Source organism: Labilibacter marinus (genome assembly GCF_001659685.2).
GTDB classification, from domain to species: domain Bacteria; phylum Bacteroidota; class Bacteroidia; order Bacteroidales; family Marinilabiliaceae; genus Saccharicrinis; species Saccharicrinis marinus.
Genome location: NZ_LXYE02000001.1, coordinates 164,595 through 178,540, shown reverse-complemented (window position 1 = coordinate 178,540; position 13,946 = coordinate 164,595). Strand labels below are relative to the sequence as shown.

General features: G+C 33.7%; 14 protein-coding genes. 1 reads left to right on the top strand and 13 read right to left on the bottom strand.

All coding sequences use genetic code 11. From position 1 onward, the window contains the following. Window positions 1-7: 7 nt before the first annotated feature. The 12 genes from A8L32_RS00695 to nrtS all read right to left on the bottom strand — a co-directional run bounded on the left by A8L32_RS00695 (window position 8) and on the right by nrtS (window position 10,075). Entirely contained in the window at window positions 8-1,135 is a 1,128-nt protein-coding gene (locus A8L32_RS00695; RefSeq protein ID WP_075589779.1) for a glycosyltransferase family 4 protein, read from the bottom strand. A 12-nt stretch (window positions 1,136-1,147) separates the two neighbouring features. After that, complete coding sequence (locus A8L32_RS00690) at window positions 1,148-3,523, bottom strand: GumC family protein (protein WP_075589778.1); 2,376 nt, start codon at window positions 3,521-3,523, stop codon at window positions 1,148-1,150. Then, window positions 3,520-4,281: a polysaccharide biosynthesis/export family protein gene (locus tag A8L32_RS00685; protein ID WP_075589777.1), complete on the bottom strand. Its 762-nt coding sequence runs from the start codon at window positions 4,279-4,281 to the stop codon at window positions 3,520-3,522. The genes A8L32_RS00690 and A8L32_RS00685 overlap by 4 nt, the downstream gene beginning before the upstream one ends. A 242-nt stretch (window positions 4,282-4,523) precedes the next feature. After that, complete coding sequence (locus A8L32_RS00680; protein ID WP_075589776.1) at window positions 4,524-5,507, bottom strand: methyl-accepting chemotaxis protein; 984 nt, start codon at window positions 5,505-5,507, stop codon at window positions 4,524-4,526. A 212-nt stretch (window positions 5,508-5,719) separates the two neighbouring features. Then, complete coding sequence (def, locus tag A8L32_RS00675) at window positions 5,720-6,271, bottom strand: peptide deformylase (RefSeq protein WP_075589775.1); 552 nt, start codon at window positions 6,269-6,271, stop codon at window positions 5,720-5,722. Continuing rightward, the gene (gene ruvX / locus A8L32_RS00670; RefSeq protein WP_075589774.1) at window positions 6,268-6,693 is read right to left on the bottom strand and encodes a Holliday junction resolvase RuvX; all 426 of its coding nucleotides are present in this window, start codon (window positions 6,691-6,693) and stop codon (window positions 6,268-6,270) included. The genes def and ruvX overlap by 4 nt, the downstream gene beginning before the upstream one ends. A 147-nt stretch (window positions 6,694-6,840) precedes the next feature. Further along, the gene (locus A8L32_RS00665; RefSeq protein WP_075589773.1) at window positions 6,841-7,887 is read right to left on the bottom strand and encodes a permease; all 1,047 of its coding nucleotides are present in this window, start codon (window positions 7,885-7,887) and stop codon (window positions 6,841-6,843) included. A gap of 10 nt (window positions 7,888-7,897) precedes the next feature. Then, window positions 7,898-8,596 (bottom strand): aromatic aminobenezylarsenical efflux permease ArsG family transporter, encoded by a 699-nt coding sequence (locus A8L32_RS00660; RefSeq protein ID WP_075589772.1) that lies wholly within the window; start codon window positions 8,594-8,596, stop codon window positions 7,898-7,900. Next, window positions 8,596-9,099 carry a nitrophenyl compound nitroreductase subunit ArsF family protein gene (locus A8L32_RS00655; RefSeq protein ID WP_233145436.1) on the bottom strand — a complete coding sequence of 168 codons (504 nt, stop codon included), beginning with the start codon at window positions 9,097-9,099 and terminating at the stop codon, window positions 8,596-8,598. The genes A8L32_RS00660 and A8L32_RS00655 overlap by 1 nt, the downstream gene beginning before the upstream one ends. A gap of 15 nt (window positions 9,100-9,114) precedes the next feature. Continuing rightward, window positions 9,115-9,348 carry a thioredoxin family protein gene (locus A8L32_RS00650; RefSeq protein ID WP_075589771.1) on the bottom strand — a complete coding sequence of 78 codons (234 nt, stop codon included), beginning with the start codon at window positions 9,346-9,348 and terminating at the stop codon, window positions 9,115-9,117. 72 nt (window positions 9,349-9,420) lie between these two features. Further along, complete coding sequence (locus tag A8L32_RS00645; protein ID WP_075589770.1) at window positions 9,421-9,723, bottom strand: ArsR/SmtB family transcription factor; 303 nt, start codon at window positions 9,721-9,723, stop codon at window positions 9,421-9,423. A 214-nt stretch (window positions 9,724-9,937) separates the two neighbouring features. Beyond that, window positions 9,938-10,075 carry a nitrate/nitrite transporter NrtS gene (gene nrtS, locus A8L32_RS23470; RefSeq protein ID WP_158027183.1) on the bottom strand — a complete coding sequence of 46 codons (138 nt, stop codon included), beginning with the start codon at window positions 10,073-10,075 and terminating at the stop codon, window positions 9,938-9,940. A gap of 193 nt (window positions 10,076-10,268) precedes the next feature. On the opposite strand from nrtS, the gene A8L32_RS00640 reads away from it, so the two are divergent. Continuing rightward, entirely contained in the window at window positions 10,269-12,383 is a 2,115-nt protein-coding gene (locus A8L32_RS00640) for a sensor histidine kinase (RefSeq protein ID WP_075589769.1), read from the top strand. A 38-nt stretch (window positions 12,384-12,421) separates the two neighbouring features. On the opposite strand, the gene A8L32_RS00635 is transcribed toward A8L32_RS00640, so the two are convergent. Continuing rightward, complete coding sequence (locus A8L32_RS00635) at window positions 12,422-13,879, bottom strand: aminoacyl-histidine dipeptidase (protein ID WP_075589768.1); 1,458 nt, start codon at window positions 13,877-13,879, stop codon at window positions 12,422-12,424. Window positions 13,880-13,946 lie beyond the last annotated feature (67 nt).

Genomic DNA, 13,946 nt, shown 5'->3' with positions numbered 1-13,946 from the left:
ATTTTATTTAAGCCGTAATATAATTGATTAATTTTTCCGTATTCTGCTCTAAATCAAAATACATTTTAAAGTACTTTGTTCCATTTGTAATTATTTGCTCATTCACACCTTTCTGCATGATATCTTTTAACACCTGGTACATTTCATTTAAGTCATCGTCAGCAAATATTCCTGTATTTTCATTCGAGAAACAAGCATTCGGATCAACAGATAAGCTACATACAAGTGTTTCGTAATACCATGACTGAATAAAAGTATTTGGCATTCCCTCAACTTCACTAGTATTTATATAAATCTTAGATTTAGCAAACCAGTTATTCGCTTCCTGATAACTTACAGATCCAAGAACCTTCAAATTAGCAGATATATTCTTTTCGTTAATTTGATTGCAAGCTGAACCTATCATTACAAAAGTCCAATCCTTAAAGTCGGACAACTGCTTGGCCAAATCCACGAATAATTGTGGTCGTTTTACCGGACTGTCATTTCCACACCACAATATCACATTTTCTTTAGTGGTTGATTCCTGATTACTCGGCAAAAACGAATTTGGAATAATCACGCCCTTTTTATTGAAGTTTGTTAGATATGTTTGTGCTTGATATTCGTTTTGAAACACTACATGCTTGACTCCTGATTTTGCCCATTCAATCATTTTATCCAACACCTTAAAATCTACTTTCCTAACTAGTTTCTTTACGATTCCGGTATATTTAAATTGCTTGAATGCCTTGCTATACTTGTTTCTTTCCGCATCAGAATCGCTCGCTAAAGCGAATACCATTTTTTTTCTGTTTCTTTTTGCAAATGAATATGTAGCTGCTGTTAAAGCAAAGTCTGTTCGTTGATAATAATAGTTACAATTAGTTAACTTGAGCAGTTTTAACACATCCCAATATTCCATAAAACGGATGGTTCTTTTTTTGTAATAATGGTAAGTGATAGCTCCGTTATAGAAGGGCGATGCCTTCATCCTCTGCTCTAATCCAAGACCTGCACATATCACTTCAACCTTCCATCCTCTTTTAATAAAAGACTGCGTAAGGTAATGTATCTGTATTTCAGCGCCACCCGTACTAAAAGTAACAAAGTGCGGTATAACAAAACAAATACTTTTATCCTCGGAGCTATTCATATATTAACTAAATCAGGATAAATCCTTATGATTACCATATTTGCTATAGTAGTCATACTTGTACTTTTTACCTTCCATTCTACTGGCATTTAAAACCATACCAATATTATGGAAACCTTTCTGTTGGATTTCTTCTAACACAGAAGTTAATACATTTTTACTTGTATGTTTCTCGCGTACAACAAACAGGTTAACATCGGCATATTTCATCAGCATAAAGCCGTCGCTTAAAACGCCAATTGGAGGTGTATCTATTATTATATAGTCGTATTTCTTTTTTAGTTCAGCAAATAAATCCTTGGTCAATTCGTTCCCTATCAATTCTAAAGGATTTGGAGGAATTATACCTTGTGGGATGAAATCCAAGTTTTCAATACCAGAATCTACTATTATTTCATCCACGTTTTTTGCCTTCAAATAATATGAACTCAAACCAATCTTTTTGTCATGTTTAAATTCTGAGAACTGCCCTGGTTTTCTTAGATCAAAGCCAACAATTATGGCCTTTTTTCCCAATTGAGCCATCGAAGCTGCAAGGTTACTGGCAATATAACTCTTGCCTTCACCCGCTAAACACGACGAAACCAAAATGGTTTTATGCCCTTCTCCTTCCATAAAAAAGAAGATATTTGTGCGTATAGTTCTAAATGTTTCGGCAATAATTGAACTTGGTTCTGTCTGCACCACTAATTCTGATTGTCCTTCTTCACTTTTAACAATACTTCCTAAAAATGGCACTTCTTTAAAGTCTTCTTTTAAAGTTGACTCTCGCTTAATTCTATCATCTGCAAAATGCACGATTAAAAGAATCACAGCAGGAATAGCTAAACCTAAAAACAAGGCTAATGCAATATGAATTTTTGTATTCGGGAACACCTTATGCATCAGGCGAGCTGGCTCAACAATTTCATGCTCTGGAAGATTCCCCGCTTTTGCAATTTGAGCTTCCGCCCTTTTCTGAAGTAAGAAAGTATAAATGGCATCATTAATTTTATACTTACGTTCCATGCCCACCAGTTGTCGCTCTGTTTTAGGTAAAGATTGAACCTGAATCTCCAACTGCGCAATCTGATCTTCAAACTTCTCTACCTCACGCTGTAAAGAGGTTTTGGAGAAAGAAATATTCTCCATTATACTATTTCTTAAATTCTCTATTTTTATTTCGAGGTTTTTAAAGAAGGGCCCTTCTTGCTGATCGCGAGCAATTAAATCATTTCTTTGATTCGATAAGATTAATAAATCGCGGATAAACTCATTCAGCGTTACATTTTGAACTCCCATTGAAGAAGGCACCACAATCTTGCTATAATCCTCATCTTGTTGAAAGTACTCATCCAGATATTTATAATAATTAAACGACCTTTCTGTTGTACTCTTCTGAATTTCTAACTGTTGTAGGCGTTCCAAAACACGTGTTGCCTTGGTGGTAATATCCATCACCTGGTTTCTAGCTCTAAAATTCTCTAGTTTACTTTCAGCAAAACTTAAAGAATCTGATATTTCATCCAACTGCCTATTGATATAATCGATGGTGTTTAAAGCTAAGTGATTCTTTCTTTCCAGATTTTTATCCAAATACAACTCAACCAAAGTACTTACAAAATCAATTCCTTTGGCTGGCGTCTCTGTTTTTAAAGACATTTGCACCACACTCACCTCTGTATTCACAGGCTTAACCTTTAACTTTTCCTGGTATTCACGAACCAATAATTCAACATCAAAAAAGCTAAAAGAGTATTTTTTATCGATGATTTTATTTAAATCGACATCTTCGTTTAAATAAATCCTAAACTTATAGTCATCACCTTCAACAAGAGAAGACTGAAAGAAAATATCTATAATCTCAATCGACTTATTTGCTTTATAACTTTTACCTGTTGAATAATTAATGACTCTATATTCAGATTCATTTGCTGTTAGCAAAAAGCTTCCATCATCTCCAAATTCTACATTAAAAACAACGTTTGATATTTGGTTATGTAATGAGTCTATAACTACCGTAAACGGCGAATCTTTATAAATTTCTTTAGTTAAGAAGTTCTCTTCTAGATAATACTCTGTTTCAAAATTTAACTGCTCAATGGTTTTCCTAAGTAATGGAGAAGAGTTTAAGATTAGCATTTCATTTTGATAGTTCTTTTTCTGATCGAACAGGCTAAAACTTTGAATAAACTCCATGGCCTTTTGGCCTTGCGCACCAGTATCTTCCTTCATATAAATACTAGAAGAAACTAAATATTTAGGTTTTAATACTTTTAATGTTGCGATGGCTAGAGCCAGAAAAAACATTAACGAGATGGTAAACCAAAACCAGTTTTTAAAAACATGTTTTAGAACCTTCTTAACATCTACATGGTTTTCGTTTGAAGCACTATTTTTTATACTCATTTTTCAACGTAGTTAGCAACTAGAATTACAGTAGTAACGGAACTTAAGACAAGCGCCCAAGGGAAAGATTGAAATCCCCAATGCCTTCTTTTTAATGGCTGAACGTACAATACATCATCAGGCTGTACATATAAATCTTCGTGAGCTAGCAAATGAACATCCGTAAGGTTTAAAGTTTTGTAAGTAACCTTATCTTGTTTATCTCTAATAATAACCACCTCACGCCTGTTACCATATTCTTGGATATCTCCAGCCAGTCCGAGTGCCTGAAAAACACTTAAATATTCCGAAGCATAGAAATACCTACCAGGTTTATTTACAGTACCAAGTACAGTTACACTTTTATTTACAAAACTTATTCTAACAGACGGCGTATTCAAATATCTTTCTAAATCCGATCTTATTTTTTCCGCAGCAGCTTCTGTGGTTAATCCTTCAATTTTTGTTTTGCCTACAATGGGTAGCTTTACGCTTCCATCTTTATCCACAGTAAAAGCCACCATGGCTAAATCTGCTTCCGATCGACCACCTCCATAACGGTTTTGATCATTGCTCATAAAATTAACCTTACCGTCGTCGAAACTAGACACTTGAATATAAACCTGATCAAAAATCTTAATCTTGTTTTCGGTCTTTACATTTTCATAGATATTTTCTGCTACAGAAAGGTCAGAACCTTGTAGATATACAACGTCCTTTTGCGGAACACAACTGAATAACAATAGTGCAATTCCTATAATTAAGGAGAATTTCCTCATGCGAGTTTTAGTTTTTCAAATTTGATCTCCTAAAATATCTATTCTCCATCAATATATGGGCGTTTTTTTATAAAATCTACATTTTTTATTATTAACGGATTTTATCCTACTGTTTAAAGGTTGCGGAAATCCTGAAAAGCAATAGAGATGGACGAAGTAGAACAATCTTTTTTAGTAGAAATCGAGTTAATCAGATGTCCATATTTTCAAATATTTTGCCATAATATAATTGAACTACACTATTAGTTTAATTCTGCCACCACTTGATGAACTAAACTCACCTCTTGCTTGAGTTCTTTTACTGTTTTTTCATATTTATGAGAAGCTTCTGCCACGAGTTCTTTTCCGGCATGGAGTGTTTTGGAAGAATCTTGAATCTGTTGAATAATTTCAGAAATCTCATGAGAATAACGTTTGGTTAAATCCGACATTTGTACAATCTCACCAGAAATTACCCTAAAACCGCTTCCTCCTTCACCTACACGTTGCGCCTCAATTGATGCATTTAATCCCATTAACTTAATCTTATCCGACATATCTTTGATAAAATTAATAATTTGATCCGTTTCGTGAATTTTCGAATTGGAAGCGCTTACCTCATCCATTAAATTATGCGTATAGGTATTCAAACTATTTTGCTGTTGTGATAAAATAGCAATCTTATCGGTCAACACCTCTACGCGTTGTACTAAGGCATCTCCAGCTTCCTTTCTTTTACTAATATCAGAATCAACCGCAACTAAATTGATAATATCTCCTTGTTCGTTTAAAACAGGTGAAAGCGAAGTATGGGTCCAAATTTCTTTGCCCGAAGGCATTTTGTTAATGGCCTCGTAATATGCAGGTTCTTTGGTATGGAGGCATTGCTCAATACTTTGTCGCACAAGAGGATTAAAACTCGTTTGTAAAATATTAGTTCCTCTTAAACGAGTAAACTCCTCAAAAGTATATTCATACATTCGTGTAAAACCATTATTGATCCATTGTATATTTCCCTTAGGATCCATAATCATAATAGCATTATCTGTTTGCTTAGCTACAATGGACAAACGCTCCATCTCTTGCTGCTTTTCATCACTAAGAGTATCCTTAGCGGATACTTCCTTTTCTATTTGAGGAAAATGTAGATGAGATTCAACTAATTTTTTAAGTTTCTTGTTTTTTAGAAACAACCATACACAAAAACATACCACTCCCAACAAAAAGAGCCATAAATAAGCAACCATACGTAGTAAATTAATAGGTAATACGTCGAAAATGTATATTTTTCAACGCAACACCCCTAATTTATATTTCAGTTTTATTATTTATTACAGGTTTTACTATCGATTTATAAGTAATAACTAGCCTTTTACAGTAATTTATGTTTTTGAGCATAAAAAAAGGGCATTAATTAAATTAACGCCCTTTGTGCTTATGCTGTAAAAATATCGTTCTACTAAGCTGTTTTTATTCTATAGCTAACATCTACCTTACCTTTAGATATAGCGTTTAGTTTACCTTTAATCAACCTCTTTTTCAAAGACGAAATATGATCAACAAACAATTTACCTTCAACATGGTCGTATTCGTGTTGTACAACTCTAGCTGCAAACCCTTCTAATACTTCCTCCACTAATTCAAAATTCTCATTCTCGTACTCAATCGTAATTTTCTTCGGTCTTTTTACCTCTTCCCTAATTCCAGGCAGACTTAAACAACCTTCAGATTCATTACAAGAATCATCTCCAAATTCTGTAATAATCGGATTAATTAATACTTTTTTAAAATTTTCAAGTTCTGGAAACTCTTCTGCCATTGGTGTGGCATCAATAACCATTAAACGGATATTTTTTCCTATTTGCGGAGCTGCTAGACCAATACCATCGGTATGATACATGGTTTGCCACATATCATCTATCAACTTTTCTAATCCTTCGTAATCCTCATCTATTTCTTCAGACTCCTTTCTTAATACAGGATGTCCGTATACATAAACTGGTAATATCATAAACTAAAATTTCCTTTTTGTTCTAAATAAGATTGTAGAATAATGGTAGCACTAATTTTATCCACCAAATTCTTATCCCGTCTTGCTTTCTTTTTTAACCCTCCATCAATCATTGCTTGAAAGGCAATTTTTGATGTATAACGCTCATCTACCCATTCAACAGGCATATGGGGAAATTTGTTTTTTAAACGATTAAAAAAAGGCTTAATATATTTCATTGATTCCGAATCCTCGCCGGTAGATTGTTTGGGATAACCCAACACAATAAGTTCCACCTCCTCATTATTAAAGTACCTTTCTAAATACTCTATTAAGGTATGGGACGGAACTGTTTCTAATCCATTTGCAATAATTTGCAAAGGGTCAGTTACAGCCAAACCTGTTTTCTTTTTTCCGTAATCAATAGCTATTATCCTTCCCACAATCTTATATTTATAACTCGCAAAAGTAGTTGTTTTTAGGGAAAGTTAAAATAATGAGTCATTATATTCATAAACAAGTATGAAACACTTCATTACATCACCTCTTCAACTTATTTAATCCTACCTTTAAATAATACTTTTGCTAATTTATACCATAATGTAATTAAAAATAAATCCCACGGTAATAATTCCCATAGCTACAACTCCTACAAAAAAGGCAATTAATTGCCACTTTAGTACTTTTTTTAATATGATAATCTCGGGTAACGAAAGCGCTATTACAGACATCATAAATGCCAAAGCTGTCCCCAATGAAACTCCTTTTTCAATCAATACACTTACAATAGGAATGATACCTGCTGCATTAGAGTACATCGGAATTCCAATTAGAATAGCTAAAGGCACTCCATACCAATTATCTTTACCCAATAATTGCCCCATTAAATCTTCAGGTACATAACCGTGAGCACCAGCACCAACAGCAATACCAATAATAATGTAAATCCAAATTTTACCCAGCGTTTCCTTCACTGCAGCAAACCCTGATTTAACTCTATCATTTAAAGTAAGCTTTTGTTCTTGCTCACCTTCATGATTTGTTTTTACTTGATAAACCCAATCCTCAACATATTTTTCCAGTTTAAATTTACCAATCAACCAACCCGAAAAAATAGCGATAAATAATCCCGTTGCTACATAAATTGCAGCTACTTTCCAACCAAAAAGTCCAACCAGCAATACCAACGCCACCTCATTAATCATAGGTGCAGCAATTAAAAATGAAAAGGTAACACCAAGCGGAACTCCTGCTTCAACAAAGCCTAAAAACAGAGGAATAGCAGAGCACGAACAAAAGGGCGTAACTATTCCTAACAACGAAGCCATTACATTGCCTGCAAATAGTGATTTCCCCTCTAGAACCTTGCGTGTTTTTTCAGTAGTGAAAAACGACCGTACCATTCCAACCACAAAAATAATAGCCACTAGCAGTAACATTACTTTGGGCACTTCGAATATAAAAAATCGAATAGTTTCTGTTAGATGCGTACCTGTGCTTAAGCCTAATACAGTATCTGTTAAATAATCCGCTATAGGTTGCAGGTTGATGTACAACAATATCCATATAGGAAGTAATAAAAGAGGTAGCAACCACGAACGGTTAGATTTTTCTGACAATACGAGATTTTGACTCATTATAATTTTTTTACAGATAATACATGATAGAATAATAGATACCAACGCCTATAAAAAGCACGGCAACCACTTTTCGAAACCAAAATTCAAAACTTTTCATTCCTTTATATAACTTGCCAACAGAGCCCACACTATATGCCAGCAACCAAGAAAATAGAATAACAGGAACACCTGTTGCAATAGCAAATACAATAGGTAAATACAGTCCAGAAGCACTGTTTATAGTTATGGGAATTAGCATGCCGAAAAATAAAACGCCGCTATAAGGACAAAAGGCCAACGCAAACACTATACCTAACAACAGTGCTCCTTTATACCCATTTTTAAAGGTATCTTCAAAACGGTCTGTAAATTTTGAAATTCCTGGTAATGAAAACTTAAACAAGCCTAACATAAATAAACCAATTATAACAAGTAAAGGTCCAAGCAACTTTTCACCCCATTCCTGAAACCAACCCGATAAATTAAATTCGTCAGCTCCAAAGAAAAACAATAACCCTATAAAAGTGTAGGTAATACTTCTTCCTATCGTATATAGAATTCCATTTACAAACACCCTTCGTTTGTCCTCTATATCTTTACTAATAAATCCAATAGCGGTAATATTAGTAGCCATAGGACAAGGACTAATGGCAGTCATTAATCCTAAAACCAAAGCCATGATAAAAGGAGAATTTGTATTCTCTAATATTTGATTGAGAATCTCCACTAGTTTAACAATGTATTAATTGAACTTTTCAGTTTTTCTTTAAACTTTTCAGGATTACTACGAGCATTCAAAAAAGCTGTTGTTGTTAAATTCTCTACTTTATCACCCTTTACCAAGATTAGAGTTTGTCCATCTACCTTATATTTTTCTAACAAAGGATTCTTCTTATTCTCTTCTCTATTAATAGAGACAAAAGCCACTTTGCCTTTAAAGTCTTCTTCAATTGTTTCTGCAGTAACTTTTTCTACAGCTTCGCAAGTAGCACACCTTCTTGTCGCATGAAAATAATATGCCTGAACTTCACTATCGGCGACTGCTTCTGTTGAACAACAGGACTTCGTTTCTGACTTTTTTTCGCTGCAACATGACTCTGACGTTTCTTTAGAATCATCTGAACAACAAGCGCTCTCTATTTTACTTGTTTGTTCTTTTGCTTTAGTATTACAAGCACTTATTATTGCCACAAAGAAAATTGCGGCTAAAATCTGGGTAATATTCTTCATAATTTTACCTGTATTTTACTGATTCAATAAACCTTTTAGTTCGTCTAACTTTGGTACAGATCCTTTTAATATCACTTTACCATCTACAACCAAAGCAGGAGTAGTCATAACACCAAACTCCATTATTTTTGGAAAATCTTCTACTTTAGTTATTGTTGCATCAATTCCTAATTCGTTTACGGCCTCGGTTGTTACTTTTAGCAGGTTGTTACATTTTGTACATCCTGTTCCTAAAACTTTAATATCCATGATTAATTAATTTATGATGATGATACAATCATTCGTCATTCGCAAAACAACGAACATTATTTTTAAATTTTTTTACAATCTTAAAAATTCCTTAAACAAAAGCTGTGCTTCTGCCCATTTCTCTTTATTAATACAATACTTCACTCTAGGCGCTTCTGTTTCTCCTTGAATTAACCCGGCATCCTTCAACTCCTTTAAATGCTGAGACAAGGTTGATTTAGCAATAGTTAGCTCATCGCTTAAATCACCACTATAACAGCAAGCTTGTTTTGAAAGCAACTCAAGTACATACACCCTAATTGGATGACTAAGTGCTTTTGAATACCTAGCTAACTTTTGCTGCTTAATTGCCTCTATTTCTAATTTAAAACTCATATATGTGCGCTTGTTCGTATTATTACGAACAAAAGTAATAACATTTTTTTGAATTCAAAATTTATATCACCAACACTAGTGTTACCTCGAAAAAAAACTAGAATATAAATTAAATCAAATTAGGCAGTTAATTAGACTCTTTAGTAACATGAATTATAGATTTAGCTGCAGAATAAGTTGATACGAAATATGGAACTAAATAGCTTGTTAATATTTAAACTGTTTGCCTTGCTGGCAAAGTAAATTTTACAATAGCACCTCCATGATTTATTAATGCCAAAATACTACCTACAATAAATGACATTTTTAGCTCCGTTAAAACTACTTTTCTTGAAAAAAATATTCCCCGCATACATATAATCTTTAATTAATTACACCTGAATAGTATATAAACACAGGAAAACTGATAAAACAAAAAACCATTCTTATAAAAAAGTCCATAATATTCACATCTCATATACAATAAACGTTATATTTGCGCATCCCAAAACATCATATTAAAATAATATTCAACGAGTTTCATTAATGTTAAACATTATTGAACTATGCTCGTATTATATTTGGGAATCAAATTACAGGGAGAGATGAATAAACGTATACTGGCTATTCTGTGGGGAGTTGTAATATTAATTATTGGCGCAATGATACTCTATTATGCCAAATTTACACTTTCTAACCATACTAAATATCCAGACGTTGAAAATGCCATATTTGACTTAAGAAATATTTCTTTTGAAGAAGATAAAGTTGTTCTTTTAAATGGAGAAGTTGAGTTTTATTTAGATACATTATTATTTCCTGAAAACTTTATTGAGAGCAACACCACTCCTACTGGTTATCCAAAAATATCCGAGAACTGGAATCAATTCATAACCGAATCAAATTTACGCAATGGTCATGGGTATGGCACATATCGATTTAAAGTATTAACGCCTGAACCTGGGTTATACGCAATTAAGATAAAAGATATTAAATCAGCGTATCAGATATTTGCCAATGGAGAATTATTAGGAGGTTCGGGAAAAGTAGGTACAAGCTCTAAAGATATGAGTCCATCACGCTATCAGATGGAATACTATTTTTCCACATCGCGAGATCTAATTGATGTGGTTATACAAGTATCTAATTTTCATCATAAAAAAGGAGGCCTAACGGGATCTATAGTAATTGGACATCCCAGAGAAATTTCATACAGAAAAAGTAAACAAGCAGGAATTGAACTCTTTATTATCGGTTCATTATTTATATTATTCATCTACCACCTTTCCTTATTTGCCTTCCGACGTAAAGACAAATCTATTTTATACTTTAGTATACTCTGTTTTGTAATGTTTTTAAGATTAGGTTATACGGGCGAAAGGATAATGCTAGAAATGTTTCCTTTTTTAAGTTGGAACATTTCTATTAAACTGGAATATTTATCTTTTTTTGCATTACCCGTATATACTTCTCTATTTGTTAGGAGTTTGTTCCCAAAAGATATATCTAGATTAATTGTACAAATTACCATTGCCTTTAGTATATTATTTTCAGCCATCGTTTTATTTTTCTCTCCAACTACATTTTCTTACATACCTTCTTTGTCATTAATTCCTTTTGGAATATTGGCATGTTATTTATTGGTGAAAATTGGAGTGGCGCTTATGAAAAGAAGAGCATATGCAGCCCCAATATTTATAGGCTTTTTTATTTTCTTTTTATTATCTATCCATGATGCTTTAGTGTATATAAACACAATTAACAGTTTATATCTAATGCCTTTAGGGTTGTTTTTTGCTTCTTTTTCTCAGGCATATGTATTAGCACAAAAAACCTCTTCGGCATATGCTCGAAGTGAGAAACTATATATTAAACTTGGCGAACATGCTCAAAATCTTGAGTTAAAAGTTGAAAAAAGAACCACTGAAGTTCAGAGGCAAAAGCTACAGATCGAACATAAAGCGAAGGAACTTGAAGAGACTAATAACAAATTAGTTAAACTCGCTCGTTTTAAGCAAGACATGACGAGCATGATGATTCATGATTTAAAGGCTCCTCTTAATAGCATCATGGGTTTTACACAATTAAATCTTCTTGAAAATGATAATAGTAAATACATTTTACGTTCTGGCTGGGAGATGGAAAACCTTATTCAAAATATACTTGATGTAGATAAATATGAATCTGCTAATTATAAGCCAAATACATCCTTGGTTAATATTCGAAGGCTCATAGAGGAGGCATACAATAATATTTACTTCCTAGTTTCAACTCGTAAGATAGAATTGCAGAATGAAATTTCGAATGATATAAACCTTGAAATTGATAACAAGACAATTGGAAGAGTCTTTGTCAACATTTTCTCCAATGCTGCAAAATATGCAGGAGAAGATATCTACATTAAGATTACTTCACAAAACGAAATGAGAAATGAGACAGAGTATTTACGAATCAATATTTTTAATTCAGGCAACCCTATCTCACAACAAAAGTTAGATACATTATTTGATAAATTTATAAGTTCAGACGAACAACACAATTATGGGTCGCACTCCTCGGGACTAGGCTTAGCATTTTGCAAACTAGCCATTGAAGCTCACCAAGGGGAAATAGGTGTTCATTCGGAAGAAGGAAAAGGAGTTACATTTTGGTTTACTTTACCATATACTAGAAAACAATAAGCCTTGCTTCTGAATAAACAAGGCTTATCTATATGACTTTACTTTACTGGTATATTAGCTAAGACATCTAATAGATGTAGCCAAAACTTATTTACGGTTTCAATATTTATCATTTCATCTGGCGAATGTGCTCTTCTGATGGTTGGTCCGAAAGATATCATATCCAATGATGGATATTTTTCTAAGAATAAACCACACTCTAGGCCTGCATGAATAGCTCTTACCAAAGGTTTCTGATTAAATAGTCGCTCATATGAATCTCTAGTAATTTTTAAAATTTCAGAATCTGTATTAGGTGCCCAACCTGGATAACCATCACCATGCTCAACTTCGGCCCCAGCCAATTCAAAAACACTACGTACCATTGCCGCAATATCATGCTTAGCAGTCTCTACTGAACTACGCTGACTCGTTGTTATAATTAATTGCTCACCTTCCTGTTTGATGGCTGCTAAATTGGTAGAAGTTTCAACCAATCCTTCAATTTTTCTGCTCATTTCAATTACACCATGCGGACACGCATAAATTGCATTTAACAACGCAGTTTGAAATTCATTAGTAAAAACCGTTTTAGGCGTATCACACGACTCTAAGTGCATTTTTAACCCTGGCTCTGTAGATTCAAGTTCAGTGCACAATTCATCGTAATATATATTAAACGCCACTCTGATAGGTTCTTTTTGAGAAGAAGGAACAACAGCTACTGCTGATGCCTCACGAGCAATGGCATTTCTTAAATTACCTCCTTTAATACTATGAAGTTCCAATCCATAGGTACGAGTAGCTTGCCACAAAAAACGATTTAATATTTTATTGGCATTCCCCAGCCCTTTATCAATATCGTCGCCAGAATGTCCTCCTTTTAATCCAGAAATTTCCATCTTAAAGGCAAAGTATCCTTCTGGAGTATCTTTAGTTTCTATATTAAAGGTAGCCACAGAATCTATACCTCCAGCACAACCTATAAATAGCTCGCCATCATCTTCCGAATCTAAATTAAGCAGAATCTCACTTTCAAAAAAGCCATCCTTTAAGTTAAATGCGCCTGTTAAGCCCGTTTCTTCATCAACAGTAAACAAACACTCAATATCTCCATGAGTAATGTCGCTACTTGCTAACAAAGCCAACTGAGCTGCCACACCAATACCATCATCTGCACCCAATGTAGTTCCTGTAGCTTTCACCCATTCTCCATCAATCTGCGGGATAATCGGATCTTTCTCAAAGTTATGCTTTATGTGAGCATGTTTTTCACAAACCATATCAATATGAGATTGCAATAAAACAGACTTTATATCTTCACACCCATTGGTGGCTGGTTTAGAAATTAGAATATTTCCAATTTCATCCTGCTTATAACTTAAACCCTTTTCTTCTGCAAAAGCAATTAGAAAGGCAATTATCTTTTCTTCTTTCTTTGATGGTCTAGGCACCTGACAAATTTGCTCAAAGTAGTCCCAAACTACCGTTGGCTTCAAATCTTTTAATATATTCATTTTGTTATCTCTTAGTTTTTAGAAGTTGTAAATATATAAACACATCACAATTTAACTTATGAAATAA

Excerpts from the sequence above, each read along its gene's own strand:
- A8L32_RS00665 (WP_075589773.1), bottom strand. The coding sequence starts at position 7,887 with ATGAGTCAAAATCTCGTATTGTCAGAAAAATCTAACCGTTCGTGGTTG.
- def (WP_075589775.1), bottom strand. The coding sequence starts at position 6,271 with ATGATATTACCAGTTTATGTATACGGACATCCTGTATTAAGAAAGGAG.
- A8L32_RS00645 (WP_075589770.1), bottom strand. The coding sequence starts at position 9,723 with ATGAGTTTTAAATTAGAAATAGAGGCAATTAAGCAGCAAAAGTTAGCT.
- A8L32_RS00695 (WP_075589779.1), bottom strand. The coding sequence starts at position 1,135 with ATGAATAGCTCCGAGGATAAAAGTATTTGTTTTGTTATACCGCACTTT.
- A8L32_RS00635 (WP_075589768.1), bottom strand. The coding sequence starts at position 13,879 with ATGAATATATTAAAAGATTTGAAGCCAACGGTAGTTTGGGACTACTTT.
- A8L32_RS00690 (WP_075589778.1), bottom strand. The coding sequence starts at position 3,523 with ATGAGTATAAAAAATAGTGCTTCAAACGAAAACCATGTAGATGTTAAG.
- A8L32_RS00655 (WP_233145436.1), bottom strand. The coding sequence starts at position 9,099 with ATGAAGAATATTACCCAGATTTTAGCCGCAATTTTCTTTGTGGCAATA.
- A8L32_RS00650 (WP_075589771.1), bottom strand. The coding sequence starts at position 9,348 with ATGGATATTAAAGTTTTAGGAACAGGATGTACAAAATGTAACAACCTG.
- A8L32_RS00680 (WP_075589776.1), bottom strand. The coding sequence starts at position 5,507 with ATGGTTGCTTATTTATGGCTCTTTTTGTTGGGAGTGGTATGTTTTTGT.
- A8L32_RS00640 (WP_075589769.1), top strand. The coding sequence starts at position 10,269 with ATGCTCGTATTATATTTGGGAATCAAATTACAGGGAGAGATGAATAAA.
- A8L32_RS00685 (WP_075589777.1), bottom strand. The coding sequence starts at position 4,281 with ATGAGGAAATTCTCCTTAATTATAGGAATTGCACTATTGTTATTCAGT.
- nrtS (WP_158027183.1), bottom strand. The coding sequence starts at position 10,075 with ATGCGGGGAATATTTTTTTCAAGAAAAGTAGTTTTAACGGAGCTAAAA.